Source organism: Actinobacillus seminis, assembly GCF_002263215.1.
Lineage (GTDB): Bacteria > Pseudomonadota > Gammaproteobacteria > Enterobacterales > Pasteurellaceae > Actinobacillus_B > Actinobacillus_B seminis.
The window spans coordinates 287,754-314,125 of record NZ_NLFK01000001.1 but is presented as its reverse complement, the minus strand read 5'-3'; the positions used below and the strand labels follow the sequence as shown (position 1 = coordinate 314,125).

The following is a 26,372-nucleotide window of genomic DNA, read 5'->3' as shown; positions in this document are numbered from 1 at the left end:
CATGTTGAGCAAGACAGCGTATGGTTGTAACACGTTCTTCTTTTAAGCATGACATGTAAGCACTATCTTGAAGCATTCAATTAAGGTAAAGGAATTATACGCCTCTTACTTCTAAAAATAAAAATAATTTTGGAGAATTATTTCAAAAGATCTCCAAGTTGTGATATTGCTCACATTTTTGAAATAAAGCTCCATTTTTATTTGAAAAAATGATTTATTTGCTTTATAACGATAGCCCAGATAAGCAAATATGAATTGTAACAAATTTTTATACCGTACTTTCTAAAAGCCACTTAATAAATTATGCTCAATGCTGACAAGGAGATTCCTTATGAAATTAACAAAATTAGCCCTTTCTACCTTAGCTCTTGCTATATCTACTTCTGTTTTTGCTGCGGATTATGATTTAAAATTCGGTATGGTGGCAGGAACCGGTACGAATGAATATAAAGCGGTAGAGTATTTTGCGAAAGAAGTGAAAGAAAAATCTGCAGGCAAAATTGAAATTTCCATTTATCCCTCTGCGCAATTAGGCGATGACCGTGTCATGTTGAAACAATTGAAAGATGGGGCATTAGATTTTACTTTTGCCGAGTCTGCACGTTTCCAACTTTTCTATCCTGAAGCTGAGGTATTTGCATTACCTTATATGATCAAAAATTTTGATATAGCGAAAAAAGCGTTATTAGATACCAAATTTGGTCAAGATTTATTATCAAAAATTGACAAGGATTTGAATATGCAAGTAATTGGTATTGCTTATAACGGTACTCGCCAAACTACATCCAATCGTCCAATTAATAGTATTGCAGACATGAAAGGGCTGAAATTACGTGTACCAAACGCCGCCACGAATCTCGCATTTGCTAAATATGTAGGTGCTGCACCAACGCCAATGGCCTTCTCAGAGGTGTATTTAGCATTACAAACTCACTCTGTTGACGGTCAAGAAAATCCATTATCTGCTATTCAAGCACAAAAATTCTATGAAGTACAAAAATACTTGGCATTAACCAATCATATTTTAAATGACCAACTTTATTTAGTCAGTAACGATACCTTAAATGATTTGCCTGAAGATTTGCAAAAAGTCGTGAAAGATGCTGCAGCGAAAGCGGCAGAATACCACACTAAATTATTTAAAGAGAGTGAAAGCGAGTTAATTACATTTTTCAAAGATCATGGCGTTACCGTCACTGAGCCTGATCTCAAACCTTTCAAAGAAGCGTTACAAGCGTACTATGATGACTATATAAAACGTACGGGAGAGACCGGTAAAAAAGCAATTGAAGAGTTCTCTAAATTGGATTAATAGACGATTAAGTTAGAACGTAGGGTGTGGTGAGTCACGCCCTAAATATCATCCCCAATATTGATTAATCAGTCCAATTTCGGAGGTATTATGAAATTTATCAACAAAGTAGAAGAATGGCTTGGTGGTGGGTTACTTCTTATCATTTTTGCCATTCTCGTAGCGCAAATTGTTGCTCGTCAGATTTTTGATTCTCCTATTATTTGGAGTGAAGAGTTGGCGCGTTTGTTGTTTATCTATGCGGGTTTGTTCGGCATAAGTATGGCGATCCGAAGTCAACAGCATGTTTATATTGATTTTATCACGAACTTAATGTCTGAAAGAATTCGCCGAGCAGCAAACTCTTTTGTGCAAACTTTGATATTTATTTCTGTTGTGCTATTTGTACATCTTGGTTTTAAAACTTGGGCAGATGCGAGTTTTGAAATGGTTTCTTTAGGTATTTCCGAAAAATGGTTGTATGCCGGTTTACCTTTCATCTCTATTTTGATGTTTTATCGTTTTTTACAGGCACAAACTGAAAACTATAATAATAAATTCACCTACTTGCCTGCGATATTTTATGTCATAAGTGCGGTCATTATTTTTGCGATTTTGTTCTTTCAACCGGAGTGGTTCAAGATGCTTCGTATTTCCAATTATATAAAATTGGGAAGTTCAGCTGTTTATGTTGTTTTAGCGGTTTGGTTGATTATTATGTTCCTTGGTACCCCTGTGGGTTGGTCGTTATTTATTGCTACCTTGCTTTATTTCGCCATGACTCGTTGGAATGTGGTTAATTCTGCATCTAATAAATTAGTCGATAGTCTTAACAGTTTCCCATTATTAAGTGTACCGTTCTTTATTCTTACAGGGATTTTGATGAATACAGGGGGGATTACCACAAAAATATTTACCTTTGCGAAAGCGTTATTAGGACATTACACAGGAGGTATGGGGCACGTGAATATCGGGGCGAGCTTGATTTTCTCAGGGATGTCAGGATCTGCGCTTGCTGATGCCGGTGGTTTGGGGCAATTAGAGATTAAAGCCATGCGAGATGCCGGTTATGATGATGACATTTGTGGCGGCATCACAGCAGCATCTTGTATCATTGGTCCATTAGTGCCGCCAAGTATTGCAATGATTATCTATGGTGTTATTGCTAATGAAAGTATTGCGAAACTTTTTGTCGCGGGGTTTGTACCCGGCGTGCTGGTGACGATAGCTTTAATGATAATGAATTATTTCGTATCCAAAAAACGAGGTTATCCAAAAACACGTAAAGCAACGAGAGAGGAACTCTGCAAGGCGTTTAAAGAAAGTGTTTGGGCAATTTTAACTCCAATTCTTATTATTGTTGGTATCTTTTCAGGTTTATTTACCCCGACTGAGGCGGCAGTTTTTGCTGCAGCGTACTCCATTATTGTGGGGAAATTTGTTTATAAAGAGTTGAACTTGCAAAGTTTATTTAAAAGCTGTGTGGAAACCATTTCTATTACAGGCGTCACTGCGTTAATGGTAATGACCGTAACATTCTTCGGTGATATGATTGCCCGTGAACAAGTTGCCATGAGAATTGGGGAAGCCTTTGTTGCGATTGCAGACAGTCCGACAATGGTATTGGTGATGATCAATCTATTACTCTTATTTTTAGGAATGTTTATTGATGCGCTTGCATTGCAATTCCTTGTGTTACCAATGCTTATTCCAATTGCTCAACAATTTGGTATAGATCTTGTGTTTTTTGGCGTGATGACTACGTTGAATATGATGATTGGTATTCTTACACCACCAATGGGAATGGCGTTGTTTGTAGTGGCACGTGTAGGTAATATGACCGTTTCCACTGTAACTAAAGGTGTATTACCTTTTTTAGTGCCGATTTTTGTCACATTAGTGTTAATTACCCTGTTTCCACAGATTATTACATTTATACCTGACTTATTAATGCCTTAAAGTGTGTTTATAACAATGAAACTTTTCTAAAACAATAAGGTGTATTTCTATGAAAATGACAAAATCTTTTTTAGCAACATTCATTTTAGGCTTAACCGCATTTTCTGCACAAGCCGTCTATCCTGATTTGCCCATAGGGATCAAAGGAGGTGCCGGAGCATTAATTGGTGATACTATTTATGTAGGCTTAGGCTCCGGTGGTGATAAATTTTACGCATTGAATTTAAAAGAAAAAGATGCACAATGGAAAGAAATTGCCGCATTCCCGGGAGGGGTGCGTAATCAAGCCGGTGCAGCGGGTGTGAACGGTAAGCTCTATGTATTTGGTGGTTTTCAAGATACTGTAAATAATAAAAGCGAAAGTATTAATGATGCTTATGTTTATGATCCGGCTAACAATACTTGGACAAAATTACAAACTCGTTCACCAAAAGGGGCAACGGCGGGAACAAGTGCGGTTGCAGATAGCAAAAAAATCTATTTTGTTGGAGGAGTAAATCAAGAAATCTGGAATGTTCTATTTCAAGATGTTGGTTCCGCAGGTGGTGATAAAGAGAAAGAAAAAGCGATATTTGATTCTTATTTCAATCTGCGCGCACAAGATTTCTTCTTTTCGCCGGAAATCGCAAGCTATGAACCTGCGACCAATGTATGGCGTAATGAGGGTATATTCCCATTCTTACCGCGTGCCGGTGCAGTGGTTGGCTTGAAAGATGGTACATTGTTAGTCGTGAATGGTGAAATAAAAGCCGGCTTACGTACTCCAACCACAGAATTAGGAACAATTGGCAAAGATAACATTACTTGGAAAAAACGGTACTTGGAAAATTGTCGGTAAATTGCCGGAAAATATCGCATCGGGTATCTCTTTTAGTTACAAAAATAAAGTATTTCTTGTAGGAGGAGAAACTGATGGCGGTAAAGCATTAACGAAAGTTCAAACCCTGTCTTATAATGGTAAAAAATTAGTTATAGAATAATTAACATTCATTGTCCGGGGGCTAATTTGTACACTCAAACCAATCTGATAGCCCCTATTAGATGGAATTCGGGCTTAAATTCTTTTCTTTCCAATAGCCAATCCATTCTTTTAGCGCTTGCATATTTGCCGGCATGGCAGCGGCTTGCGGGATAAAATGCATCAAGCCAAGTTCATAGGATTCTGGCGTAATCCCGTTGCCGACGCTGGCAGGTAGTACTTCAAACCCTTGTTTTTCAAATAATAATTTTGCACGCTGCATATGCCATTGGTTGGTCACCAAGATAATGCGATTGATGTTTTCTTTTTCCAATAATTTTTTCACCAGTGTGGCGTTTTCACTGGTGGTTAAAGAATGTTCTTCCAGCCAGCGCGTTGGGGTGTGGAAAAATTCCTGTAATTCTTTTTCCATTACTTTGGCTTCAGAATTGCCATTTGGACTGGAACCGCTTAATAAAATCGGCAAATGAGTTTTTTTATATAAGAAGGCAGCGTAGCGCAATCTTTCCAACGGAATTTGTGGTACTGCGAGCGTGCCGAATAATTCTTTGCTGTCGCGTAGCCCGCCGCCGAGGACGACGATAGCTTGTGCTGTTTGGTAATCTTCTAGCGTGAGATTATCTTCAATTACAAGGCTATCATTTAATTTTTGTGCAGTATAAGGGATGCTGAACACATAAAGGATTAAAATGCCTAAAAGTGCGGTGAATTTACTTAAGATTTTGTAATCAAACGCGCCGAGAATTAAAGATAAAATAAAAAGCAAGATCACATTAAACGGGGGAAGAATAATGGTGGTAATTAATTTGACTAACATAAACATAAGGCCACCTATTGGATATTTGAAATGGGTACGCTCAAATAGGCAAGAATAAAGAGATTGTAAGATTTTGTAAAGATTTATTGTTTTATTGAATGTCGTTGCGGTTCGCTTTACAATGACAGGTTTATGATAATAAGCCAAATAGGCGGATAAAGTTGGCGGTCGTCGAAGATGAATAGCAATCAACGAAATTTAGTCAGTTTAATTTTAGTGACCTTGTTCAGTACGGGATTGACCATGGTCAGTTCATTTTTGTTGGCGCGATTGCTGGCAGTTGAGGAACGCGGCTTATTCCAGCTTTTTGTTACCTCGGTTAGTTATGCGGCGGCGATTGGTTCCGGCGGTGTAGGATTTGCTTTTGCTTTAAGTATGCGCCATCAACAATATCAAGGATGGCGCTATTATTTTCTTGGCTTTTTAGCGTTTGCCTGCTTAGTAGCGGCAATTGCTTTGTATTTTTTTGAGGTGACGCAATTTTCTTATTTATTCATGTTAAATGTGGTTTTAACCGCAATTTTAACTATTACAGTAGAAAAAAGTAAAATTGATGCGAATTTAAAAATTTATCGGGTGATTTCCTTACAACAACCGATTTTAGCAGTGATTTTATATGCGGCTTGTTATTTTATTGGGGGAGAACAGCCAATTGCAATCGCGTTATATTTATTAACCGCATTAACGATTGTGCAGGCGTTATTTTGTTTATTTTATCTTACGCGTATTGAACGCCAATTTATCCGAGAACATGATGTGAAAAAAATGGATGGGCGTTTTTTTGCTAAAAATTGGATTAAACAAAATTTATTACAAACTTTTGGTGCAACGACAGTCAATTTAGATAAATTTTTAATTGTTTCTTTAATGGGAAATTATACTTTAGGGCTATATACGGTTTGCATTGCTTTTGATGCATTATTAACAAAATTTATTAATATGCTTGCGGATTATTATTATTCCGGCTTGCTTAACCGAATGAATCGCATTCAATCCGTTTTATTGTTAATTGGATTAATGGCAATAAGTGCAGTTATTATTGTTCCATTTTTAGCAAAGCCCGTCGTGGTTTTCTTTTTTAGTGAAAAATATGCAGAAGTTGCGCCAATTTTAGTTTGGTTTATTGTGAATTCCATTATCGCAGGATTATCTTGGGTGTTATCCCAAAATATGTTGATTTTAGGAAAACAAATTTTGTTATTTACCCGTCAATTAATTTCTATTGCGGTGTTGGTTGTGTTATTTTATTGTTTTAGAGAACAAGGTTTATATGGTGTTGCTTATGCGTTAATTGGCGCTGGTTTAACTCGTTTGTTAATTTCGATTGTGTATTATTATAAATTCCCCATGAACGAATTAAACATCAGCGCACAATTGCATTAAAGAAAATAAAGGAATGTTATGTCAGCAATATTTACGCTTTTTTATCTTTATGATCCTTGGTTATTCCATTTTTTTCGGATGGCATTTTTTGTCGGCATTATCGCTTTTTTGTGGTTAGGGTATCGGGTTTACCGACGAAAAATCACGCAAGGCATTATGCTTCCTGTGGATAGTCTTGTGGTTATTATTGCCTTAATTTTATTAAGTTTTATTCCCTTATTAGTGCATCAGACGCGAGATTTCTCCGTGGTGATTCAATATAGTAAGACATTGATTTTATTTGTTTTTGCAATTGGTCTGTATAATCTGTTTTATGCTCCCGATCATGAACAATATTCATTGGGACAACAACAATTCGTACGCGATTTAAAATGGGGAATTTCTGTGCAGGCGGCACTAGGTTTTTTTGCCTTATGCGGAATTTCTTGGGTGATTGATTTTGCCCTTTCGACCAATGCTTTGTTGCCGCGTTTTTATGGTTCCGAACAGGAATATCGCTTATATACCTTAACATCAGCTGCTTTTTTTCAGTTAAGTATTTTTTATGTTATGTTGCTGCATTTTTTATTAGCATATAATCAGCGTTATAACTCCATGAGTTCATTGTTTGTCTTTTTATTATTATTTGTCGGGTTAATTTCCGGTAGAACCTTTTTATTCATGTCAGTAGTGAGTATTCTATTTTATTTTAAATGGCGTTATCTTCCTGCATTATTTTTATTTGCGGCAATTTGTGTTTTTCTTGCAATGAATTATGCTGATAATAAATATGTCCGGCACGCATTGGAACCTTTGATTAATTTATTGGGGAATAAAGAATTAACCAGTTCTTCGACGGATACGTTGATGCAAAAACATTTATATATGCCGCAATTAAAACAAATTTTATTTGGTGACGGATGTTATATCACCGCTGATGGACATTATTATGGCGCAACAGATAGTGGGTTTATTCGTCAAGCATTATATGGCGGTATCTTAAACGTTATCATGGTTTTTTTATTTACCGCTTATTTTGTGCGTAAAATTGCACTAAATTGGTTTGCAGGCAGTTGGTATTTTACCTTATCTAGTTTATTTATTTTATCCGTCTTAAATATTAAAGCCGATACCTATGCTTTTCCGGGAATTATGTTGGTGTTATTGATGTTACTTTCCTTATTCGGTGCGTCGGGAAAACATCTTATTTTATTTAAAAAAGAGGCGTAAAGATGCTGAGTATTATTATTCCATCATTTAACCGCAAACAAGAAATACCAGTGTTATTAGACAGCTTAGTGGCGCAAACGCAATATAATTTTGAAGTGGTGATTGTGGATGATTGTTCGCAAGATCCGGTAGAAATTGATAAAACCTACCCGTTTTCGGTACAATTGCTTCGTAATCAACAAAATCAAGGTGCTGCCGGCAGTCGCAATATCGGTGCGCAACAGGCAAAATATGACTGGTTATTATTTTTAGATGATGATGATCGCTTTGCTGTGCCAAAATGTGAAGTGGTAGCGCAAACCATTGTGCAACACCCAAATTGTAATGTGATTTATCATCCTGCGGAATGTGTGATGGTAAATGAAAACTTCACCTATTTTACACATCCATACCAAGATCCGGCGCAATTAACGCTGGAGAATATTTTAGTTGCCAATAAAATGGGCGGTATGCCGATGATTGGGGTGAAAAAAAGCTTCTTTTTTGCCCTCGGTGGATTATCGACAGAATTAAAATCCTTGGAAGATTATGAATTTGTGTTGAAGTTGGTTTCTTCGCCCGCCTTTGCACCGGTGTATGTGGATCAACCGTTAACCAAATGTACATTCCATACTAAACGCTCCAGCGTATCAACCAATACTGCCAATACGGAAGCGGCAATTGCGGTGATTGCACGACAGTATGTGCATAGTGCACAACAGCGCAAAAACTTTGCTATCAACGCTCAATATATGCTGGCTTATCCGAATATTATGAATTTATCCCGCCGCGCGGCGTATTATTATTTTGCAATGTTTAAGTTGAATAAGCGGATTAAAACACTGCTGATCGCAGTGATTACCTTTATTTCTCCAACATTGGCGATTTATTTAAAAAGGTTTATGTAATGAAATTTTCTGTTTTAATGTCTCTTTATGTCAAAGAGCAACCGCAATTTTTACTTGAATGTTTAGAAAGTTTGCGCCAGCAAACGCGACCGACGGACGAAATCGTGTTGATTTTTGATGGTTCGGTAACGGAAGCGTTGGAAAGTGCGGTAGAAAAATACCAAGATTTATTGCCATTAAAAGTGGTGAAATTGGCGCAAAATCATGGTTTAGGTAAAGCGCTAAACGAAGGATTGCGACATTGTTCTCACGAATGGGTTTTTCGTATGGATACGGATGATATTTGTGATCCGCAACGCTTTGAAAAGCAAGTAGCTTTTATTGAACAGCATCCGAGTACGGTAATTTTTGGTGGTCAAATTGCAGAATTTGGTCAACATATTGACGATATTGTCAGCTACCGGCACGTCCCGCTGGATTCGCAAGCGATTGTTGATTTTACGCGCAAACGTTGCCCATTTAATCATATGACGGTGGCATACCGAAAAACAGCAGTATTAGCTGCCGGCGGTTATCAGGATTTACAGGAAGATTATTATCTTTGGATTAATTTAGTGGCGAGATTTCCTCAACAGGTGGCGAATTTGCCGGATATTTTAGTTTATGCTCGTGTTGGCAATGGTATGGTTGGGCGTCGTCGCGGCATAGCGCAAGCGAAATGCGAATGGAATCTGTTTAAATTAAAACAGCGTCTAAAATTACAAGGTACATTGTCAGGCTTGGTAATTTTCGCATTGCGCGTAATTCCACGCTTGTTACCGTTATCGTTGTTAAAAATCGTGTATGGATTTTTACGTAAATAATTAGGTTGATCAGTTATTTTTTACCCTTATTTTCAGGAAAGTAATATGCTGAAAAATGAAATCAAGTTATCTTTATTAGCATTGATCGCAATATTGACCGGTTGTGCAGGCAATCCGTCTCTTCAGTCAGTAGAAAAAGAGAGGCGGTATAATAAACTTCGTATTGTAGAAAATTTTAATGATTATGTGCAGTTTTTAAAAGCTAAAGCAGTGCGGCAGGGAGTATCAGCGTCGGTGTTGAATGAACAAAACAACATTCGTTTTATTCAAAAAGCACTGGATTTAGACAGACAGCAAGCCGGTAAAATGACAAAACGCGATCCAAATCAACCGCCGGTATCTAATCCAAAAGGAATTACTAATTACTTAAACTGTATTTTAACTGCGGATAAAGTTAATGTCGCGGAACGTCGTTATTGGGAACAATTGCCGCAATTGGAAAAAGCGAGCAAACGGTTTGGTGTACAAAAAGAATATTTGATGGCGTTGTGGGGCATGGAAAGCAGTTTCGGTTATTATCAAGGTAATTATGACGTCTTATCGGTTTTGGCGACTTTAGCCTTTGACGGACGTCGAGAAGCCTTATTTAGCAAAGAATTTATTGCGGCAATGAAAATGTTGGAGCAAAACCGAATTCAACGCAACAAAATGCTGGGATCATGGGCCGGTGCTATGGGACAAACGCAATTTATGCCGAGTTCATATTTGCGTTATGCGGCGGATGGCGACAGCGACGGTGAAAAAGATATTTGGAAAAATCACTACGACGTCTTTGCCTCTATCGCCAACTATTTGCATACCGTCGATTGGAATGATCAATTGCCTTGGGGCGTGGAAGTTAATTTGACGCAATATATAAGCTTGGATCTCGCCGGTATTGAAAAAGGTAAAGCGCGCTCATGGCGCGAATGGCAAAATAAAGGCGTAGTCTTAAAATCGCCAACTTCACAAGAATTGGAAAAATTGACCGCACTTTCTTCGGCTGATTTATGGTTAGTGCGTCCGGATCGTGAAGCGGGTCGCGCGTTTTTGGTTTCAAACAATTTCCGTACCATTTTAGATTGGAATAAATCCAACTATTTTGCGGTGAGTATCGGGATGTTTGCGGATCGGATCAAAGCCCGCGTGAACGGGAATTAATTCTAGCTAAAATACGAAAAAGTGCGGTCAATTCCGCACTTATTTTTTACCAATTATCTAAAATAGCTAAGGCGTCGGCGAGTTTTTTAACCGTAAAAACTTGCATATTTTCCACCGCACTTTTTGGTTTGTTGGCAAAGGGGACAATCGCGCGTTTAAATCCGTGTTTTGCCGCTTCGCTAATGCGTTCCTGACCGCTTGGCACCGGGCGAATTTCTCCCGCCAAGCCCACTTCGCCGAAAACCACCAAATCGCGTGGCAACGGGCGATTACGAAAACTGGAAATTAATGCCAATAATAACGCTAAATCTGCCCCGGTTTCGCCGACTTTAACGCCGCCTACCACGTTGACAAATACATCTTGATCCGCCATTTGTAAGCCGCCATGGCGATGTAATACTGCCAACAATAACGCCAAGCGGTTTTGTTCCAACCCGACTGCTACCCGTCTTGGATTGGCGAGCATGGAATGATCAACCAAGGCTTGAATTTCGACTAATAGCGGGCGCGTGCCTTCCCATAATACCATTACTGAACTGCCGGAGGTTTCTTCTTCACCGCGGCTTAAAAAAATCGCCGACGGATTTTTTACTTCGCGTAAACCTTGTTCGGTCATAGCGAAAACACCGAGTTCGTTGACCGCCCCAAAACGGTTTTTATGGCTGCGTAAGGTGCGATAACGGGAGTCTGCTTCGCCTTCCAATAATAGGGAGGCATCAATGGCATGTTCCAACACTTTCGGTCCGGCAAGGGTTCCGTCTTTGGTCACATGACCAACCATCACGATCGCCACATGGCGAGTTTTTGCATAACGGGTTAAAAATGCAGCACATTCGCGCACTTGTGCCACGCTGCCGGGGGAGGATTGAATATCTGCAAGGTGCATCACTTGGATGGAGTCAATCACGATAATTTGCGGTTTTAATTGATCAGCTAAAGCGCAAATTTGTTCAACAGAGGTTTCGGATAACACGTGTAATCGATCCGTTGGCAAATTTAAGCGATTAGCACGCATGGCAACTTGTTGCAATGATTCTTCGCCGGTGACATAAAGTGCGGTCGAATGTTGCGCTAATCCGCACATTACTTGCAACAACAAGGTACTTTTCCCGGCGCCGGGATGACCGCCGATTAAAATGGCGCTGCCGGGTACGATCCCGCCGCCGAGAACGCGATCCAATTCGTTAAATCCGCTGCTGAAACGTGGCAATTCTTGCAGGCTGATTTCTGATAAGCACTGAATTTTGGCGTGAGTTTCGCCGGCGTACCCGCTAAATCTGTCATTTTTACCTTTCGTCGCAGAAACTAACCGCACTTCGCTGATAGTGTTCCAGGCTTTGCAGGCGGAACATTGTCCTTGCCAACGCGCAAATTCTGCGCCGCAGTCGCTACATACATAAGCGGTTTTCGGAGATTTTGCCATTTTATTTTACCGTTAATAATAAAAAGTTAAGCATCCGTTTTACATATCGTCCGCTTTGGATCAAGGAAATCAGGCGGTTCATGGCACGTAAATTATCTTTGTTTTCGCTGTGTAGGCGGATAATTTCTTTGATTTCATTGAGCAAGCGGACATTGCTTTCCAATAATTCGGTTAAACGTTGTTCATCAAATCGGATTGGCGCTTGTTCTGCTTGTTCAGCGGCACTTTGTTCTAACAGTTTGGCATTTTCGCTGTAAAAATAATACAAATTAAAAAAAGCACCGATCCGTTCTACGCTACGGGTAAAATCTTGAGCAAAATAGTTCGCGCCGAGATCGACGGTTTCTTCGAGCATCTCTTGTTCCAACTTGATAAGTGCAGTTAATTTTTGCGTAGAATTGACCGCACTTTGGGCAAAATCCAAAAATTCGCGCCATTTGGTTAACCAATTTTGCGGAGCGATAGATTGATTTCGTGCCAGTTGATAGCCTCGTTTTGCTTTACTGTGCAGGCTTAAATGAGCATCACAGGCAAAGCTAAGTTCATGAACAAAATACAATAAATCGGCAATATTTCCTTGTTTTAATTCAAATTCGACTTCGCAAATCGGCGCGGTTTTGTCCTGCGCGATAATCTCCCCTTGATCTAATGCCACTTCAATTTGCGTACCATTGCCACATTCGATAAGCCAAGATTGGCGTTGAAAATCCGTGGAAAATAGGGGGGTAAGTGATAATGATTGCGCATTTTCCAGCGGATAAACTTGGGCTAATTGATTTAAATCGGGATGAGCGTCGTTAAGCGGAATATTATATTCCGGGCGAATGTGTAACCCGCTTTGTACTGTTCCATCGGTTTTTAGGGTTAAAGTAAAGGTGTCATCTTGCTGACGCACCCGCAGTCCCATTTTATTTTGGGCGAAAAATTGCTCCGGGGTGTCGTAGTAACAATTGCGTAAAAAGACGTTTTTTTGCGCTAAAATTGTAAAATTGCTAATTTCTTGGCTTAAAAATTGGGCAAATTGAGGCGAGGCGATTAATTTCAGTTCAATTTCGTTTTCCATATAAATTCCTTTTATATTAATTACTTACTCTATAAATAAGCACTTAATATGCAAATGACTTGTGGTATTATCTAATAAATATGGAGATTTTTCGATTAAAATCGTGAATTTTTACCTTATATCATGTAATATACGCCTGAAAATTTAATCAACTTGTTAAGGAGTAAATTTATGGCAGTGAATAATATTCTTGGATTATTTGCCCATTCCCCTTTTAAGCCCTTACAACGACATTCAGATAAGGTAACGGAATGCTGTAGCTTACTTGTTCCTTTTTTTGAAAGTACGTTTAACGGAGATTGGGAGGCGTCTTTAGAAATTCGTCGACAAATCTCTGAGGTGGAGCGTCAAGCTGATACTTTAAAACGTGAAATTCGTTTAAAACTTCCTCGTGGTTTATTTATGCCGATTGATCGTACAGATCTATTAGAATTGGTGACTCAACAAGATAAACTGGCTAATTGTGCTAAAGATATTGCAGGTCGAATGCTGGGACGTCAATTTGCTTTCCCAAGCGGTATGCAGGAGGAATTTATGAAGTTTCTTTACCGCAGCCTGGATGCGACTGTACAGGCACACCGTGTAATTGATGAACTGGACGAGTTACTTGAAACCGGTTTTAGAGGACGGGAATTAACCTTTGTTAATACCATGATAAATGAATTGGATTCGATTGAAGATGACACGGATCAAATGCAAATTAAATTGCGCATGATGTTGCGCAGTGTCGAAGAACGCTATAACCCGATTGATATTATGTTTTTGTATAAAATTCTTGAATGGATTGGCGGGCTGGCTGATCAAGCGCAACGCGTGGGCGCTCGTATTGAATTGATGTTGGCTCGTTCTTAACGGCAAGGTTATGATTTTAGATAGGTAGTCATTATGGAATTAATAAATGAATACGGCACGTTATTTGTTGTTCTTACGGCAATTTTTGGGTTGTTAATGGCATTTGGCATTGGTGCTAATGATGTATCCAATGCCATGGGAACTTCTGTGGGGTCAGGCACAATTACGGCTAGACAGGCTATTTTTGTCGCTATGATTTTTGAATTTGCCGGGGCTTATTTAGCCGGCGGAGAAGTAACGGAAACCATCAAAAGTGGGATTATTAATCCGATGGAGTTTGTGGATAATCCGGATTTACTTGTTTTGGGAATGATGAGCGCATTATTGTCTGCCGGAGTTTGGTTGTTGTTGGCATCCTTTATGGGGTGGCCGGTATCAACAACGCATTCTATTATTGGAGCGATTGTCGGGTTTGCTTGCGTGACTATTGGTCCGCATTCTGTGGAATGGGGAAATATTAAGGGGATTGTTGGCAGTTGGTTTGTAACACCGCTGGTATCTGGGGTCGTCGCTTATGTCATTTTTACTAGTACACAGAAATTTATTTTTGATACTGAAACGCCATTGGAAAACGCCAAAAAGTTCGGACCATACTATATGGGACTAACCACGTTTATTTTAACGCTTGTAACGATTACGAAAGGATTAAAACATGTCGGATTACACCTTTCAATGAATGAAACCCTGCTTACTTCATTAATAATCAGTATCGCGAGTATTGTATTTTGTTATTTTTATTTTCGTAGTGAGTCTTTTAAAAACAGAGTGCAGGGCGGAACCTTTGGCGGTGTTGAAAAAGTCTTCAGTATTTTGATGCTGCTCACTGCTTGTTCAATGGCATTTGCGCATGGTTCAAATGATGTTGCGAATGCGATTGGACCGTTGTCTGCAGTGGTCTCAATTGTAGAAAATGGCGGACAAATTACAGCCAACACTCACTTAGCGTGGTGGATTCTACCCTTAGGTGCCACAGGGATTGTGATTGGTTTAGCTGTGATGGGATATAAGGTTATGGGAACTATCGGCACTGGAATTACCGATTTAACCCCAAGCCGCGGTTTTTCGGCGGAATTTGCTACTGCGATTACGGTAGTGATTGCATCCGGTACCGGCTTGCCAATTTCGACGACGCAAACCTTAGTGGGAGCAGTTCTCGGCGTTGGTTTTGCGCGCGGTATTGCGGCATTAAATCTTAACGTTATTCGCAATATTTTTGCCTCTTGGATTGTTACGTTACCGGCAGGCGCCTTTTTTGCTATCATTATTTTCTATATTTTAGAGTATATCTTTTATTAGAGCTTAACTTAACTTAATTTTATTTATCTAAAAAGTGCGGTACAATTCACCGCACTTTTTTATTTTTATTTAGGATAGGTTGTATGCAAAAAACCACTAAGATTCTGCTTTCTTCCCTGATTTTTGGGCTGTCTGTTCATATGGCGCAAGCGGAGACCAAATATGTTTCGGAAAATTTAAATACTTTTTTGCGTAAAGGTGCCGGTGATCAATTTAAAATCACTGGTGCTATTCAAGCCGGTGAGCCGGTGACTGTCTTGGATCGTAAAGATAAATACACGCTTATTCGCGACAGCCGCAATCGGGAAGCATGGATTTTAACCAATGAGTTAAGCAATACACCAAGTAGTAAACAAGAAAATCCTAAACTTAAAGCACAAATTGAAGAATTAAGCCTTAAACTTAGTCGTTTGGACAATGATTGGCAACAACGCACCAATGAAATGCAGCGTCGCACTAAACAAGCAGAAGAACAAAGCAGCCAATTGTTGGAGCAAAATTCGCAGTTAAAACGCGAATTGGATATTACCAAAAATAAAAATCGTGATTTGGAAGCCATGCTGGATGCGGGAAAACGCGAAATTGCGATTCAATGGTTTATTTATGGCGGTTCCGTACTGGGTGTCGGGTTATTACTCGGCTTAATTATTCCGTTGATTTTACCGAAACGTCGCAAACGCGACGGTTGGGCATAAGTTTTATGAAAATCTACCTTGTCGGCGGTGCGGTGCGCGATCAATTATTACAGAGCACAGTACAAGATCGGGATTGGGTAGTTGTTGGGGCGACGCCTGAAATGTTGATCGCACAAGGTTATCAGCAAGTCGGCAAGGATTTTCCGGTTTTTTTGCACCCACAAAGCAAAGAAGAATATGCCTTAGCGCGTACAGAGCGCAAATCGGGTGTGGGTTATGGCGGTTTTATCTGTGATTTTTCGCCGGATATTTCTTTGCAGCAAGATTTAATTCGACGCGATTTGACAATTAACGCCCTCGCACAAGATGAAGAGGGAAAAATTTATGATTTTTTCCATGGTGTAGAAGATTTAAAGCAGGGAATTTTGCGCCATATTTCGCCGGCGTTTGCCGAAGATCCGCTGCGCGTGTTGCGTGTTGCGCGTTTTGCCGCGCGTTACCATACTTTAGGTTTTTCCGTTGCTGAAGAAACGTTGCAGCTTATGCAGCAAATCACTGATGCCGGCGAATTAGTGCATCTGACTGCCGAGCGGGTGTGGTTGGAAACCGAAAAAGCCTTATTAGAACCCAATCCGGAAATTTATTTTGAGTTGTTGCGTAAAATTGGCGCATTAGCGGTACTTTTCCCTGAACTGGATGCCTTATATAACGTTCCTAATCCGATTCAACATCATCCCGAAGAGGATAGTTTTGTGCATACCATGCTGGTTTTGCAACAAGCAACATTATTAAGCCATACTTTTTCTGCGGATCAACAAAGTGCGGTACGTTTTGCGGCGATTTGTCATGATCTTGGCAAGGCATTGAGTCCGAAAGACAATTTACCTCATCATTATGGGCATGAAAAAGCTGGTCTCAAACCAATACGCACACTTTGCCAACGTCTAAAAGTGCCACAGGTGATACAAGATTTGGCTTTACTTTGCTGCGAATTTCATACGCATGTGCATAAAGCCTTTGAATTACAAGCAAAAACCGTCGTGAACTTGTTTAATCAACTGGATGTATGGCGCAAACCGCAACGTTTTGAGCTGCTGTTGTTGGTTTGTGTGGCGGATTCGCGCGGACGGACGGGGTTTGAACAAGCGGCTTATCCGCAGCGAGCATTTTTATGGCAATTGTATCAATGTGCCTTGCAAGTTGATGTTCAACAAGTGATCGCTGATGGTTTTAGCAAGCAGGGAATTCGTGATGAACTGAACCGGCGTCGAATTTTAGCGGTGATGCAAAAACGTGAAGAAATCTTACCGCACTTTACTAATGATGTTTAACCACGTAAAATACGCACAATTTTTTTGATTAAGTGAGCTTATGAAATCCTTAAAATTCTTTTTCATTTTGATGGCGGCGCTGTTTTTAGCCGGATGTCAAACGCTGGATATTGCTGACAATCGTCCGACAAATGTGGCTCATATTGAGAAAACGGATGCACAATGGCAACAACATTTGCAACAACTAAAGCAAATTAAATTCTATAGTAGCACCGGTCAACTAGGCTATATTTCTAGCAAAGAACGCTTTTCCGCCCGCTTTGATTGGCAATATCGCAACGCGCAATCTTATACCTTGTTGCTATCTTCTACGATCACATCTTTAACCTTAACATTCGATATGAGTCCTTATGGATTAACGATTTCCGACAATAAGGGCAACCAACGTTCGGCGTCGGATGCGAAGTTATTACTGCAAGAAATTATCGGGATGGATATTCCATTGGAACATTTTTCCACTTGGCTAAAAGGTCAACCCAATGAACAAGCCGATTACAACGTTGGTAGCAACCATCTGTTAGCCGGCTTTTCCTATCCGGCGGAGGGGGAGAATTGGACTGCCGATTATTTAAATTATCAATCTGTTGGAAATCGCATGATGCCACGGGATATTTTGTTGAAAAATAGCGAGCAGACCTTAAAAATTCGCATTGATCATTGGGCACTTTAATGAAAACTTACCACTTTTCGACCGCACTTTCCCAATCCCTCGGCAGCAGGCGCTATCCTAGCCCGGCAAAATTGAATTTATTTTTATATATTAATGGAAAACGGGCGGATGGTTATCACGAATTACAAACCTTATTTCAATTTCTCGATTTTGGCGATTGGCTGGAAATTGACGTGCGAGATAGCATTGAAATTAGCTTGACACCGGAAATTCCCGGTATGCCTTTGACGCAAAATTTAATTTACCGTGCGGCGCGTTTATTGCAACAAGTAACCGGTTGTCGTCAAGGTGCGAAAATCCATTTAGATAAAATATTACCAATAGGCGCCGGATTAGGTGGCGGTTCATCCAATGCCGCAACCACGTTGGTGGTACTCAATGCCTTATGGCAAACGGGACTTTCCGTGCAGCAATTGGCTGATTTGGGCGTCCAGCTTGGGGCGGATGTACCGATTTTTGTACATGGCAAAGCGGCGTTTGCAGAGGGTGTTGGCGAAAAACTGACTTATTGCCAACCGCCGGAAAAATGGTATTTGGTATTAAAACCGGATGTTTCCATTTCTACCGCAGTGATTTTCCAAGATCCCGACTTGTCGCGTAATACACCAAAACGATCATTACAGCAACTTTTAGCGGAAAAATACGAAAACGATTGCCAAAAAGTTGTGCTGGATCATTATTCAGAGGTTGAAGAAACCTTACGCTGGTTGTTAAAATATGCACCGGCGAGATTAACAGGAACAGGCTCTTGTGTATTTGCTGAGTTTGAAGATGAGCAATCAGCACAAGCAGCATTTAGCAATAAACCGGACGCCTATTTCGGTTTTGTTGCCAAAGGGTTGAATATTTCTCCTTTGTCTTCGTATTTGGAGAAAGTTTTTCGATAAATCAATTAGCTATATGAAATTTCTTACTACTTAAACTCCTTGAGGTTACATTAACAATGCCTGACATAAAACTTTTCGCGGGGAATGCCACACCTGAACTCGCAAAACGAATTTCCGAACGCTTATATATTTCACTTGGTGACGCAACAGTTGGTCGCTTTAGTGATGGTGAGGTTCAAGTTCAAATTAATGAAAATGTACGAGGTAGTGATGTTTTTATTATTCAATCTACCTGTGCACCGACAAATGACAATTTAATGGAATTGATTGTGATGGTGGATGCCTTACGTCGTGCTTCAGCCGGTCGTATTACGGCAGTTATTCCTTATTTTGGGTATGCTCGTCAGGATCGTCGGGTTCGCTCGGCTCGTGTACCTATCACTGCAAAAGTCGTTGCCGATTTCTTATCCAGTGTAGGTGTAGATCGCGTACTCACCTGTGATTTGCATGCCGAACAAATTCAGGGTTTTTTTGATGTCCCGGTAGATAACGTGTTTGGTTCTCCGGTATTAATTCATGATATTTTGAAGAAAACTGATTTGATCAATCCAATTGTTGTCTCTCCTGATATCGGCGGGGTAGTGCGCGCGCGCGCGGTCGCTAAATTGTTAAATGATACTGACATGGCGATTATTGATAAGCGTCGCCCGAAAGCTAATGTTGCACAAGTAATGCATATTATCGGGGATGTTGCAGATCGTGACTGCATCTTGATTGATGATATGATTGATACTGGCGGTACCTTGTGTAAAGCAGCGGAAGCCTTGAAAGAACGTGGAGCAAGACGTGTATTTGCTTATGCAACCCATGCGGTATTCTCCGGATCGGCGGCAAAAAATCTGGCCAATGATGTATTGGATGAGGTTGTTGTGACTGATACTATTCCACTTTCTCCAGAAATTAAAGCATTAGGTAAAGTGCGAGTATTAACACTTTCCGGTATGTTGGCTGAAGCAATTCGTCGTATTAGTAACGAAGAATCTATTTCAGCAATGTTTAGTTAATTTTACCAATTCGGGATAGAGGCGCTTTTTTTGTCCTTTTAACGCCGAATTAGACGTAATATAGAAAAAGTGCGGTTAAAAATCTTCGGATTTTGACCGCACTTTTTATTTAACTGATTATTTGCCTAAATTATCGAAGAATTTTTTAACGCCATCAATAAAGCTGGAGGATTTTGGACGGTGTTGCGTTTTGCCTTCCAAACTTGCTTCCAATTTTCTCAACAATTCTTTTTGTTCTTCATTGAGTTTGATTGGGGTTTCAACAATAATTTTACAAATTAAATCACCTACATAGCCACTTCTGCTAGAGGATACACCTTTGCCGCGTAAGCGCAATAATTTACCGGTTTGTGTTTCTTCCGGAATTTTCACTTTCAAGCGACCATCTAAGGTTGGCACTTCAATTTCGCCACCTAATGCCGCCATGGTGAAGCTGATTGGCACTTCGCAGTAAAGATTGTTCCCGTCACGTTGGAAAATATCATGTTCTTTAACATGGATGACCACGTACAGATCGCCTGCCGGCGCGCCGTTTTCCCCTGCGGCACCTTCACCGGATAAGCGTAATTGATTGCCGGTATCAACGCTCGCTGGAATTGTAACAGAAAGGTTTTTCTTTTTATGTACACGTCCGTCGCCATGGCAGTTACGACATGGTTTTTCAATTTTTTTCCCGAACCCGTGACAGGTTGGACAAACTTGTTCGGTTACAAAGAAGCCTTGTTGACGACGAACACGACCCGCTCCGTGGCAAGTTGGACAGGTTTCTACTTTAGAACCCGCTTCCGCACCGGAACCATGGCAGCTTTCACATTCAACTAAAGTATTGATTTGAATATCTTTTTTAGTACCTTTTACTGCTTCTTCTAAGGTAATTTCAATATCATAACGTAAATCTTCGCCACGCACGACACGTTGACGACCGCGACTTCCGCCAAAAATATCGCCGAACATATCACCAAAAATATCGCCGAAATCGGCACTGCCGAAGCCACTAAATCCGCCAGCGCCACCAAATCCGCCTTGTTCAAATGCAGCATGACCATATTGATCGTAAGCGGCTTTTTTCTCTTTATCGCTTAAGATTTCATAGGCTTCATTGATTTCTTTAAATTTTTCTTCACTTTCTTTATCCCCTTTCGTACGGTCAGGGTGATATTTCATTGCAAGGCGTTTATAGGCACGTTTAATTTCTTTTTCATCCGCCCCTTTTTGAATACCTAGTACTTCGTAATAATCTCGTTTTGCCATAATTTTGTATCATTCTGTAGGGTGGGTGTAACCCACCATTTCGCTAAATTTTGATATTTTGGTGGGTTATCACCCACCCTACGTAATAGACCAAAGGGCGTATTGCTACGCCCTTTGTAGGAACACGGCTGTGTCCGTGGACACACAGAGTGCCCCTACCCGTGAATTATTTATTATCTTTCACTTCCTCAAACTCGGCATCAACTACGCCATCATCTTTTGGATTTTGTTGCGCTTGTTGTTGACCTTGTTGGGCTTGCGCTTGACCCACTTGAATAAGTTTTTCAGACACTTGAACTAAAGCTTGGAGCTTTTCTTCAATCGCCGCTTTGTCTTCACCTTTCGCTGCCGCTTCAAGTTCGTTGACGGCTTTTTCAATCGGAGCTTTGTCGTCTGCTGATAATTTATCGCCCACTTCGCTTAATTGTTTGCGAGTAGAGTGAACTAAATGATCCGCTTGGTTACGCGCTTGCACTAATTCTTCAAATTTACGATCAGCTTCTGCGTTTGCTTCCGCGTCACGTACCATTTGTTGAATTTCATCATCACTCAAACCGGAAGAAGCTTTGATGGTAATTTGTTGTTCTTTACCGGTGCCTTTATCTTTCGCGGAAACGTGGATAATACCGTCCGCGTCAATATCGAAAGTTACTTCAATTTGTGGCATACCGCGTGGTGCAGGGTTAATACCTTCCAGGTTAAATTGCCCTAAAGATTTATTCGCACTTGCTTGTTTACGTTCACCTTGAAGTACGTGAATTGTCACTGCACTTTGATTATCTTCCGCGGTTGAGAACACTTGCGATTTTTTGGTTGGAATTGTGGTGTTTTTCTCAATCAAGGTTGTCATCACACCGCCCATGGTTTCGATACCTAATGAAAGCGGAGTAACGTCTAACAACAATACGTCAGTTACATTACCAGATAACACACCACCTTGTACCGCAGCACCTACAGCAACCGCTTCATCAGGGTTCACGTCTTTACGTGGTTCTTTGCCAAAGAATTCAGCCACTTTTTGTTGAACTAATGGCATACGGGTTTGACCGCCCACCAAAATCACATCATTGATGTCGGAGACGCTCAATCCGGCATCAGCCAACGCAACTTTTACCGGCTCCATAGAGCGCGCCACTAAATCTTCCACTAAGGATTCTAGTTTGGCACGAGTTAATTTAATATTTAAGTGTTTTGGACCGGTTGCATCTGCGGTGATGTACGGAAGATTAACGTCAGTTTGTTGCGCAGAAGAAAGTTCGATTTTCGCTTTCTCACCTGCTTCTTTCAAACGTTGCATTGCAAGCGGATCGTTACGTAAATCTACGCCCTGTTCTTTTTTGAACTCGTCCACTAAGTAGTTGATTACGCGGTTATCAAAGTCTTCACCACCTAAGTGAGTATCTCCGTTAGTTGCTAATACTTCGAACGTTTTTTCGCCGCCAACTTCATCGATTTCGATAATGGATAAGTCGAAAGTACCACCCCCTAAGTCATAAACTGCGATCGTTTGGTTGCCTTTACCTTTATCCAAACCATAAGCCAATGCCGCCGCTGTCGGTTCATTGATAATACGTTTAACCTCAAGACCGGCGATACGACCTGCATCTTTGGTTGCTTGACGTTGTGCGTCGTTGAAATATGCCGGTACAGTAATTACTGCTTCGGTTACCGTTTCACCCAAGAAATCTTCCGCCGTTTTTTTCATTTTTTTCAACACTTCGGCAGAAATTTGCGGCGGTGCCATTTTTTCACCTTTTACTGAAACCCAAGCGTCACCATTGTCTGCTTTTACAATTTCAAATGGCATAATACTCACATCACGCTGAACTTCTTGATCTTCAAAACGACGACCGATTAAACGTTTGATTGCAAATAACGTATTTTTCGGATTGGTTACTGCTTGACGTTTTGCCGGTTGACCAACCAAGGTTTCGTTATCGTTGGTATAAGCGATAATTGACGGTGTCGTACGATCCCCTTCGGCATTTTCAATAACACGCGGTTTATCGCCATCCATTACCGCTACACAAGAGTTTGTTGTGCCTAAGTCAATACCAATAATTTTTCCCATAATCTGTTTTCTCCTAATAAAATTCTGTTGTCTCTTAGATAAGGATTGAATTTCGCATTTCAAGGTTAAATTCCAATATTTTTCAACATTTTTTCTTGAAAAGTGCGGTCAAATCCGTTCACGTTTTTGTAAATGTGAGCGGAAAAATAAAATTCAAGGGGAGGGTGGAAAATTTTTTGACTTTATAGCAGGTTATGTTAGTTTATTGTTGAAAATTTGATAATGACTTAAGGAACTACAATGAAAAAATCAACATTAGCGATCGGAATGCTTGTTGCCCTCGGTGCGCTGTGGAGCGGTGGTGCGTGGTACACTGGAAAAGTGGCCGAAGAAAATTATGTATTTTATCTGCAACAAATTAACCGAAGTGCTACGTCAGTTTCTATTGAACATGGCTTGAGCAAAGTTGAAAATGTGAAATTTGAGCGCGGTTTTTTTAGCTCAACTTTGTCCTACGATTTGCTCCTCACTTCGCCGAAAGATAATATCACTTATCGTTTGCCGATGGCGGGAAAAATTTATCATGGACCTATTACATTGAATAATTTTTCAGTCGCGATGTTTTCTGCCGATCTTGCCTTACAGAAAAATGAACAAACAGCACTTTGGTTTACAGATGACAAAAGTAATCCGCTAGCGCTGACGCTTGCCATGGCCTATAACCAACAAGTTAAAGGTGAGCTTAATTCTAGCGCGAAAGTGAATTTGGATGCGGAACAGTTGCAATGGACAGGGAATGTGCAATTTGATTTGGACAAAAAAGGATTTGGCAAAACCGTCGGTAATTTTCCAAGTGTAACGATCCGCAAAGAAACCGAAGATCCGGCAAGACCCAATACTATTTTGTTGAAAAATGTTAAAGTGAATGTGGAACGCCCAAGTGCTGATTTATTTAATGGTCAATATCAGGTAAGCATTGCGGATTTTGCGCTTAATGGCATAGATAAAAAAGGGCAGGATTATCGTTTACAACTTGATGACATCTCGCTTTCTCTTAACTTAAAACAAGAACAAAATTGGGTAAATTCTGATTTTGTTTATCAGATGGCGGATGTGAAAGAAAACAATCGTTCGGTGGCGGGATTGCAATGGAACATGAAATTAAACCATCTTGATGCAAATGCTTTACGCTTGTTTTTACAAGGGGCGGATAAACTTAATCGACAAAATAACTTAAGTGTCGAAGGGATAAATGCACTGGAAAAATTGTTAAATAATCAACCGCACTTGCAATTATCGCCATTAGGGCTAACCAACAGCAAGGGCAACGCCACGCTAAATTTGGATGTCGGTGTGGTGCAAAATGTGCTTAACGCGGGACAACAAGGCAAAATCTTAGATTTATTTAACACCTTAACAGGCGAACTCAACTTAGATAAAGCCTTTTTGAAAGAATTTATTGCTACCTCATTGATGGCATCAGATAACAGCCTCAGCCAAGCCGATGCGGAACAAAACGCGCAAAATATCTTGGATAAAAAACTAAAATCACTAGTAAGCCAAGGGTTATTCAAAGAAACCGATGATAAATATACGCTGACATTCAACCTCGACAACGACAAATTAAATGTTACCGGCAAAGATTATAGCGAACAAGATATTCAGGCTTGGCTCTTCATCCTCGCCATGATGATTTACGCCGGCGGGGTTTAATCCGGTTTTTTAAAATAAAAATCATCTTCAATTTATAGCGTAGCTAAAATAACTTGTTCGGGATCGATACTAAACCATAGGAGTTGGTCAAGTGCGATTTGTTCGTCGTTGAGGACGATGGCGCAGAGTTCGGTTTCCTTGCTTAAGGATAATATCACTTCTTTGAAATCATTTTTATCAATGATGGATTTAACCGCTGCTGGATAGTTGTTTGGTTGAGACGTTGCTTGATGAGAGATTTTTACCCAAGGCGCTTTGATCATCAACAATACTTCTTTTTCCAAAACTAATTGTAAACGCACCGCACTTTGCGCGGTGATGGAAACTCGCAGTGGATAGGGAAAATCGGTAATATGCACATCTATATAACAATGAATATCCTCATGAATCAGCCTTTTAATATTGCCGAAAAACTGATTTCTTGCGCTACTTTGTAGCGAGAAACGGGTGGTGGCAAATAGCAGGCTGTTTAACGGGACGCTTTCATCCTGTAAAATCGAGAATGCTTTTTGTTGAGTTTGTTCTAATAAATCATAAAGTTGCAGCAGTCGCAGGGCATAAGTCGTTAATTGGGTACCACCGCCATTTTTTCCGCCCGTATTGCGTTCAAGCAAGGGTTTTGGGCTAATTTTATTCATTATTTCTAAATGATCCCAAGCGCTTTTGTAGCTGACTTGTGCATTTTTTGCCGCTTGGTTAATGGAGCCGCACTGCTGAATTTCTTTGAGCAAACGAATACGTTTGGGATCCACAAAGAGTTGTTGCTGCAATTTGATGGTTAATAGAATTTCGCTGTTTAATTCGGTCGTTAACATAGCATTTCAATGAGTTGTTTTTTATAGTGTAATCGAAACGGATTTTTGTGTAGCATTTATTTAAATTTCATTATATAATTAAATTTATAATGAATTAATTTGCGGGAAATTGAGGGGAAAAATGGTGCGTAAACTAAATGGCGAGATAAAACAATGGGCAATGTTGTTAATGATAGTGCTAAGTTCAATGTCATTTTTGGCACAGGCAAAAACCACGGTGTTTGCTGCGGCGTCAATGACTAATGCATTGGAGCAAATTGCGGCAGAATATCATAAACAATATCCAACGCAAGAAATTGTATTTTCATTTGCCTCATCATCCACTTTAGCGAGACAAATTACCGAAAATGCACCTGCCGATATTTTTATTTCCGCTGATCAGCAATGGGTGGATTTTTTGGCAGAAAAAGGCGCAATTGAGGAAGATAGCCGTCAAAATGTTGCGGGTAATGCACTCGTTATGATTGCACCGAAAGACAGCAAAATTGAAACGGTGGATTTAACGAATGCACAATGGCAATCGGCTTTAGACGGTTCTTTTTTAGCCGTTGCTGATCCTAGCCATGTTCCTGCCGGTATTTATGCTAAAACGGCATTTACCTATTTAAATCAATGGGATGGGTTACAGAAAAGACTTGCACGAGCAGATAATGTGCGTAAAGCATTACTATTTGTAGAAAAAGGTGAAGCTCCGTTGGGTGTCGTATATCAAACTGATGCGATGATTAGCGCAGATAATGTGAAAATTGTTGCGGTTTTCCCGGAAAACTCCCATATGCCGATAGAATATCCCGCCGCAATCGTTAAAGGACATGGGCGTGCCGAGACGAGGGATTTTTTTGATTATTTACACTCCGCACCGGCAAAAGCGATTTTTCGCCAAAATGGGTTTACTATCAAATGATCTTGCTTTTTGTGCAGAGCAAATGTTGAGAAACAGGGAAAATTTAACT

General features: G+C 40.2%; 22 protein-coding genes and 1 pseudogene. 17 read left to right on the top strand and 6 right to left on the bottom strand.

The annotated features are described in order from the left end of the window. Positions 1-331: 331 nt before the first annotated feature. The 3 genes and pseudogenes from CFY87_RS01540 to CFY87_RS01530 all read left to right on the top strand — a co-directional run bounded on the left by CFY87_RS01540 (position 332) and on the right by CFY87_RS01530 (position 4,230). Positions 332-1,312: a sialic acid TRAP transporter substrate-binding protein SiaP gene (locus tag CFY87_RS01540; protein WP_094945544.1), complete on the top strand. Its 981-nt coding sequence runs from the start codon at positions 332-334 to the stop codon at positions 1,310-1,312. Positions 1,313-1,402: 90 nt separating this feature from the next. Continuing rightward, on the top strand, positions 1,403-3,250 hold the full coding sequence (locus tag CFY87_RS01535) for a TRAP transporter large permease (RefSeq protein WP_094945543.1): 1,848 nt from the start codon (positions 1,403-1,405) through the stop codon (positions 3,248-3,250). Between the two features lie 49 nt (positions 3,251-3,299). Next, a pseudogene (locus tag CFY87_RS01530) lies at positions 3,300-4,230 on the top strand (Kelch repeat-containing protein). Positions 4,231-4,287: 57 nt separating this feature from the next. Here the strand turns inward: CFY87_RS01530 and CFY87_RS01525 are convergent. Next, complete coding sequence (locus CFY87_RS01525) at positions 4,288-5,052, bottom strand: YdcF family protein (RefSeq protein ID WP_094945542.1); 765 nt, start codon at positions 5,050-5,052, stop codon at positions 4,288-4,290. Between the two features lie 171 nt (positions 5,053-5,223). Here CFY87_RS01525 and CFY87_RS01520 point away from each other — a divergent pair, with 171 nt between their 5' ends. The 5 genes from CFY87_RS01520 to CFY87_RS01500 are packed head-to-tail and all read left to right on the top strand — an operon-like array spanning position 5,224 to position 10,468. Next, positions 5,224-6,429, top strand: coding sequence for a lipopolysaccharide biosynthesis protein (locus tag CFY87_RS01520; RefSeq protein ID WP_094945541.1), 1,206 nt, complete (start codon positions 5,224-5,226; stop codon positions 6,427-6,429). Between the two features lie 18 nt (positions 6,430-6,447). After that, complete coding sequence (locus CFY87_RS01515; protein ID WP_094945540.1) at positions 6,448-7,638, top strand: hypothetical protein; 1,191 nt, start codon at positions 6,448-6,450, stop codon at positions 7,636-7,638. Between the two features lie 2 nt (positions 7,639-7,640). Next, the gene (locus CFY87_RS01510) at positions 7,641-8,525 is read left to right on the top strand and encodes a glycosyltransferase family 2 protein (RefSeq protein WP_094945539.1); all 885 of its coding nucleotides are present in this window, start codon (positions 7,641-7,643) and stop codon (positions 8,523-8,525) included. Next, the gene (locus CFY87_RS01505) at positions 8,525-9,328 is read left to right on the top strand and encodes a glycosyltransferase family 2 protein (protein WP_094945538.1); all 804 of its coding nucleotides are present in this window, start codon (positions 8,525-8,527) and stop codon (positions 9,326-9,328) included. Before CFY87_RS01510 ends, CFY87_RS01505 begins: the two co-directional genes overlap by 1 nt. Before the next feature lie 45 nt (positions 9,329-9,373). Continuing rightward, positions 9,374-10,468, top strand: coding sequence for a lytic murein transglycosylase (locus tag CFY87_RS01500; RefSeq protein ID WP_094945537.1), 1,095 nt, complete (start codon positions 9,374-9,376; stop codon positions 10,466-10,468). Between the two features lie 46 nt (positions 10,469-10,514). Here CFY87_RS01500 and radA read toward each other — a convergent pair whose 3' ends face one another. Further along, entirely contained in the window at positions 10,515-11,891 is a 1,377-nt protein-coding gene (gene radA / locus CFY87_RS01495) for a DNA repair protein RadA (RefSeq protein WP_094945536.1), read from the bottom strand. A gap of 1 nt (position 11,892) precedes the next feature. Next, positions 11,893-12,954, bottom strand: a complete 1,062-nt coding sequence (locus CFY87_RS01490) for a CYTH domain-containing protein (RefSeq protein WP_094945535.1) — start codon at positions 12,952-12,954, stop codon at positions 11,893-11,895. 171 nt (positions 12,955-13,125) lie between these two features. On the opposite strand from CFY87_RS01490, the gene CFY87_RS01485 reads away from it, so the two are divergent. The 7 genes from CFY87_RS01485 to CFY87_RS01455 all read left to right on the top strand — a co-directional run bounded on the left by CFY87_RS01485 (position 13,126) and on the right by CFY87_RS01455 (position 19,629). After that, the gene (locus CFY87_RS01485; RefSeq protein WP_094945534.1) at positions 13,126-13,806 is read left to right on the top strand and encodes a TIGR00153 family protein; all 681 of its coding nucleotides are present in this window, start codon (positions 13,126-13,128) and stop codon (positions 13,804-13,806) included. Between the two features lie 33 nt (positions 13,807-13,839). Then, entirely contained in the window at positions 13,840-15,102 is a 1,263-nt protein-coding gene (locus CFY87_RS01480) for an inorganic phosphate transporter (RefSeq protein WP_094945533.1), read from the top strand. A gap of 83 nt (positions 15,103-15,185) precedes the next feature. Then, on the top strand, positions 15,186-15,797 hold the full coding sequence (locus tag CFY87_RS01475; RefSeq protein ID WP_094945532.1) for a TIGR04211 family SH3 domain-containing protein: 612 nt from the start codon (positions 15,186-15,188) through the stop codon (positions 15,795-15,797). 5 nt (positions 15,798-15,802) lie between these two features. After that, complete coding sequence (locus tag CFY87_RS01470) at positions 15,803-17,068, top strand: multifunctional CCA addition/repair protein (protein WP_094945531.1); 1,266 nt, start codon at positions 15,803-15,805, stop codon at positions 17,066-17,068. A 40-nt stretch (positions 17,069-17,108) separates the two neighbouring features. Then, positions 17,109-17,738 carry a lipoprotein insertase outer membrane protein LolB gene (gene lolB, locus CFY87_RS01465; RefSeq protein ID WP_094945530.1) on the top strand — a complete coding sequence of 210 codons (630 nt, stop codon included), beginning with the start codon at positions 17,109-17,111 and terminating at the stop codon, positions 17,736-17,738. Beyond that, positions 17,738-18,625, top strand: a complete 888-nt coding sequence (gene ispE, locus CFY87_RS01460) for a 4-(cytidine 5'-diphospho)-2-C-methyl-D-erythritol kinase (RefSeq protein ID WP_094945529.1) — start codon at positions 17,738-17,740, stop codon at positions 18,623-18,625. The genes lolB and ispE overlap by 1 nt, the downstream gene beginning before the upstream one ends. A gap of 56 nt (positions 18,626-18,681) precedes the next feature. Next, positions 18,682-19,629, top strand: coding sequence for a ribose-phosphate pyrophosphokinase (locus tag CFY87_RS01455; protein WP_094945528.1), 948 nt, complete (start codon positions 18,682-18,684; stop codon positions 19,627-19,629). A gap of 117 nt (positions 19,630-19,746) precedes the next feature. Here CFY87_RS01455 and dnaJ read toward each other — a convergent pair whose 3' ends face one another. Beyond that, the gene (gene dnaJ, locus CFY87_RS01450; protein WP_094945527.1) at positions 19,747-20,880 is read right to left on the bottom strand and encodes a molecular chaperone DnaJ; all 1,134 of its coding nucleotides are present in this window, start codon (positions 20,878-20,880) and stop codon (positions 19,747-19,749) included. Positions 20,881-21,046: 166 nt separating this feature from the next. Next, complete coding sequence (gene dnaK, locus CFY87_RS01445; RefSeq protein WP_094945526.1) at positions 21,047-22,951, bottom strand: molecular chaperone DnaK; 1,905 nt, start codon at positions 22,949-22,951, stop codon at positions 21,047-21,049. A 240-nt stretch (positions 22,952-23,191) separates the two neighbouring features. Between dnaK and CFY87_RS01440 the strand changes: the two genes are divergently transcribed. Continuing rightward, positions 23,192-24,604 carry a YdgA family protein gene (locus CFY87_RS01440; RefSeq protein ID WP_094945525.1) on the top strand — a complete coding sequence of 471 codons (1,413 nt, stop codon included), beginning with the start codon at positions 23,192-23,194 and terminating at the stop codon, positions 24,602-24,604. A gap of 32 nt (positions 24,605-24,636) precedes the next feature. On the opposite strand, the gene CFY87_RS01435 is transcribed toward CFY87_RS01440, so the two are convergent. Then, on the bottom strand, positions 24,637-25,419 hold the full coding sequence (locus CFY87_RS01435; RefSeq protein WP_094945524.1) for a TOBE domain-containing protein: 783 nt from the start codon (positions 25,417-25,419) through the stop codon (positions 24,637-24,639). A gap of 160 nt (positions 25,420-25,579) precedes the next feature. Between CFY87_RS01435 and modA the strand changes: the two genes are divergently transcribed. Then, a complete protein-coding gene (modA, locus tag CFY87_RS01430; RefSeq protein WP_236757322.1) occupies positions 25,580-26,323 on the top strand; it encodes a molybdate ABC transporter substrate-binding protein in 744 nt (247 codons plus the stop codon). Positions 26,324-26,372: the final 49 nt, after the last annotated feature.

Excerpts from the sequence above, each read along its gene's own strand:
- ispE (WP_094945529.1), top strand. The coding sequence starts at position 17,738 with ATGAAAACTTACCACTTTTCGACCGCACTTTCCCAATCCCTCGGCAGC.
- lolB (WP_094945530.1), top strand. The coding sequence starts at position 17,109 with ATGAAATCCTTAAAATTCTTTTTCATTTTGATGGCGGCGCTGTTTTTA.
- CFY87_RS01500 (WP_094945537.1), top strand. The coding sequence starts at position 9,374 with ATGCTGAAAAATGAAATCAAGTTATCTTTATTAGCATTGATCGCAATA.
- CFY87_RS01515 (WP_094945540.1), top strand. The coding sequence starts at position 6,448 with ATGTCAGCAATATTTACGCTTTTTTATCTTTATGATCCTTGGTTATTC.
- CFY87_RS01470 (WP_094945531.1), top strand. The coding sequence starts at position 15,803 with ATGAAAATCTACCTTGTCGGCGGTGCGGTGCGCGATCAATTATTACAG.
- CFY87_RS01440 (WP_094945525.1), top strand. The coding sequence starts at position 23,192 with ATGAAAAAATCAACATTAGCGATCGGAATGCTTGTTGCCCTCGGTGCG.
- CFY87_RS01525 (WP_094945542.1), bottom strand. The coding sequence starts at position 5,052 with ATGTTTATGTTAGTCAAATTAATTACCACCATTATTCTTCCCCCGTTT.
- CFY87_RS01485 (WP_094945534.1), top strand. The coding sequence starts at position 13,126 with ATGGCAGTGAATAATATTCTTGGATTATTTGCCCATTCCCCTTTTAAG.
- radA (WP_094945536.1), bottom strand. The coding sequence starts at position 11,891 with ATGGCAAAATCTCCGAAAACCGCTTATGTATGTAGCGACTGCGGCGCA.
- CFY87_RS01535 (WP_094945543.1), top strand. The coding sequence starts at position 1,403 with ATGAAATTTATCAACAAAGTAGAAGAATGGCTTGGTGGTGGGTTACTT.
- CFY87_RS01520 (WP_094945541.1), top strand. The coding sequence starts at position 5,224 with ATGAATAGCAATCAACGAAATTTAGTCAGTTTAATTTTAGTGACCTTG.
- dnaJ (WP_094945527.1), bottom strand. The coding sequence starts at position 20,880 with ATGGCAAAACGAGATTATTACGAAGTACTAGGTATTCAAAAAGGGGCG.
- CFY87_RS01480 (WP_094945533.1), top strand. The coding sequence starts at position 13,840 with ATGGAATTAATAAATGAATACGGCACGTTATTTGTTGTTCTTACGGCA.
- CFY87_RS01435 (WP_094945524.1), bottom strand. The coding sequence starts at position 25,419 with ATGTTAACGACCGAATTAAACAGCGAAATTCTATTAACCATCAAATTG.
- CFY87_RS01455 (WP_094945528.1), top strand. The coding sequence starts at position 18,682 with ATGCCTGACATAAAACTTTTCGCGGGGAATGCCACACCTGAACTCGCA.
- modA (WP_236757322.1), top strand. The coding sequence starts at position 25,580 with ATGTTGTTAATGATAGTGCTAAGTTCAATGTCATTTTTGGCACAGGCA.
- CFY87_RS01540 (WP_094945544.1), top strand. The coding sequence starts at position 332 with ATGAAATTAACAAAATTAGCCCTTTCTACCTTAGCTCTTGCTATATCT.
- dnaK (WP_094945526.1), bottom strand. The coding sequence starts at position 22,951 with ATGGGAAAAATTATTGGTATTGACTTAGGCACAACAAACTCTTGTGTA.
- CFY87_RS01475 (WP_094945532.1), top strand. The coding sequence starts at position 15,186 with ATGCAAAAAACCACTAAGATTCTGCTTTCTTCCCTGATTTTTGGGCTG.
- CFY87_RS01505 (WP_094945538.1), top strand. The coding sequence starts at position 8,525 with ATGAAATTTTCTGTTTTAATGTCTCTTTATGTCAAAGAGCAACCGCAA.
- CFY87_RS01490 (WP_094945535.1), bottom strand. The coding sequence starts at position 12,954 with ATGGAAAACGAAATTGAACTGAAATTAATCGCCTCGCCTCAATTTGCC.
- CFY87_RS01510 (WP_094945539.1), top strand. The coding sequence starts at position 7,641 with ATGCTGAGTATTATTATTCCATCATTTAACCGCAAACAAGAAATACCA.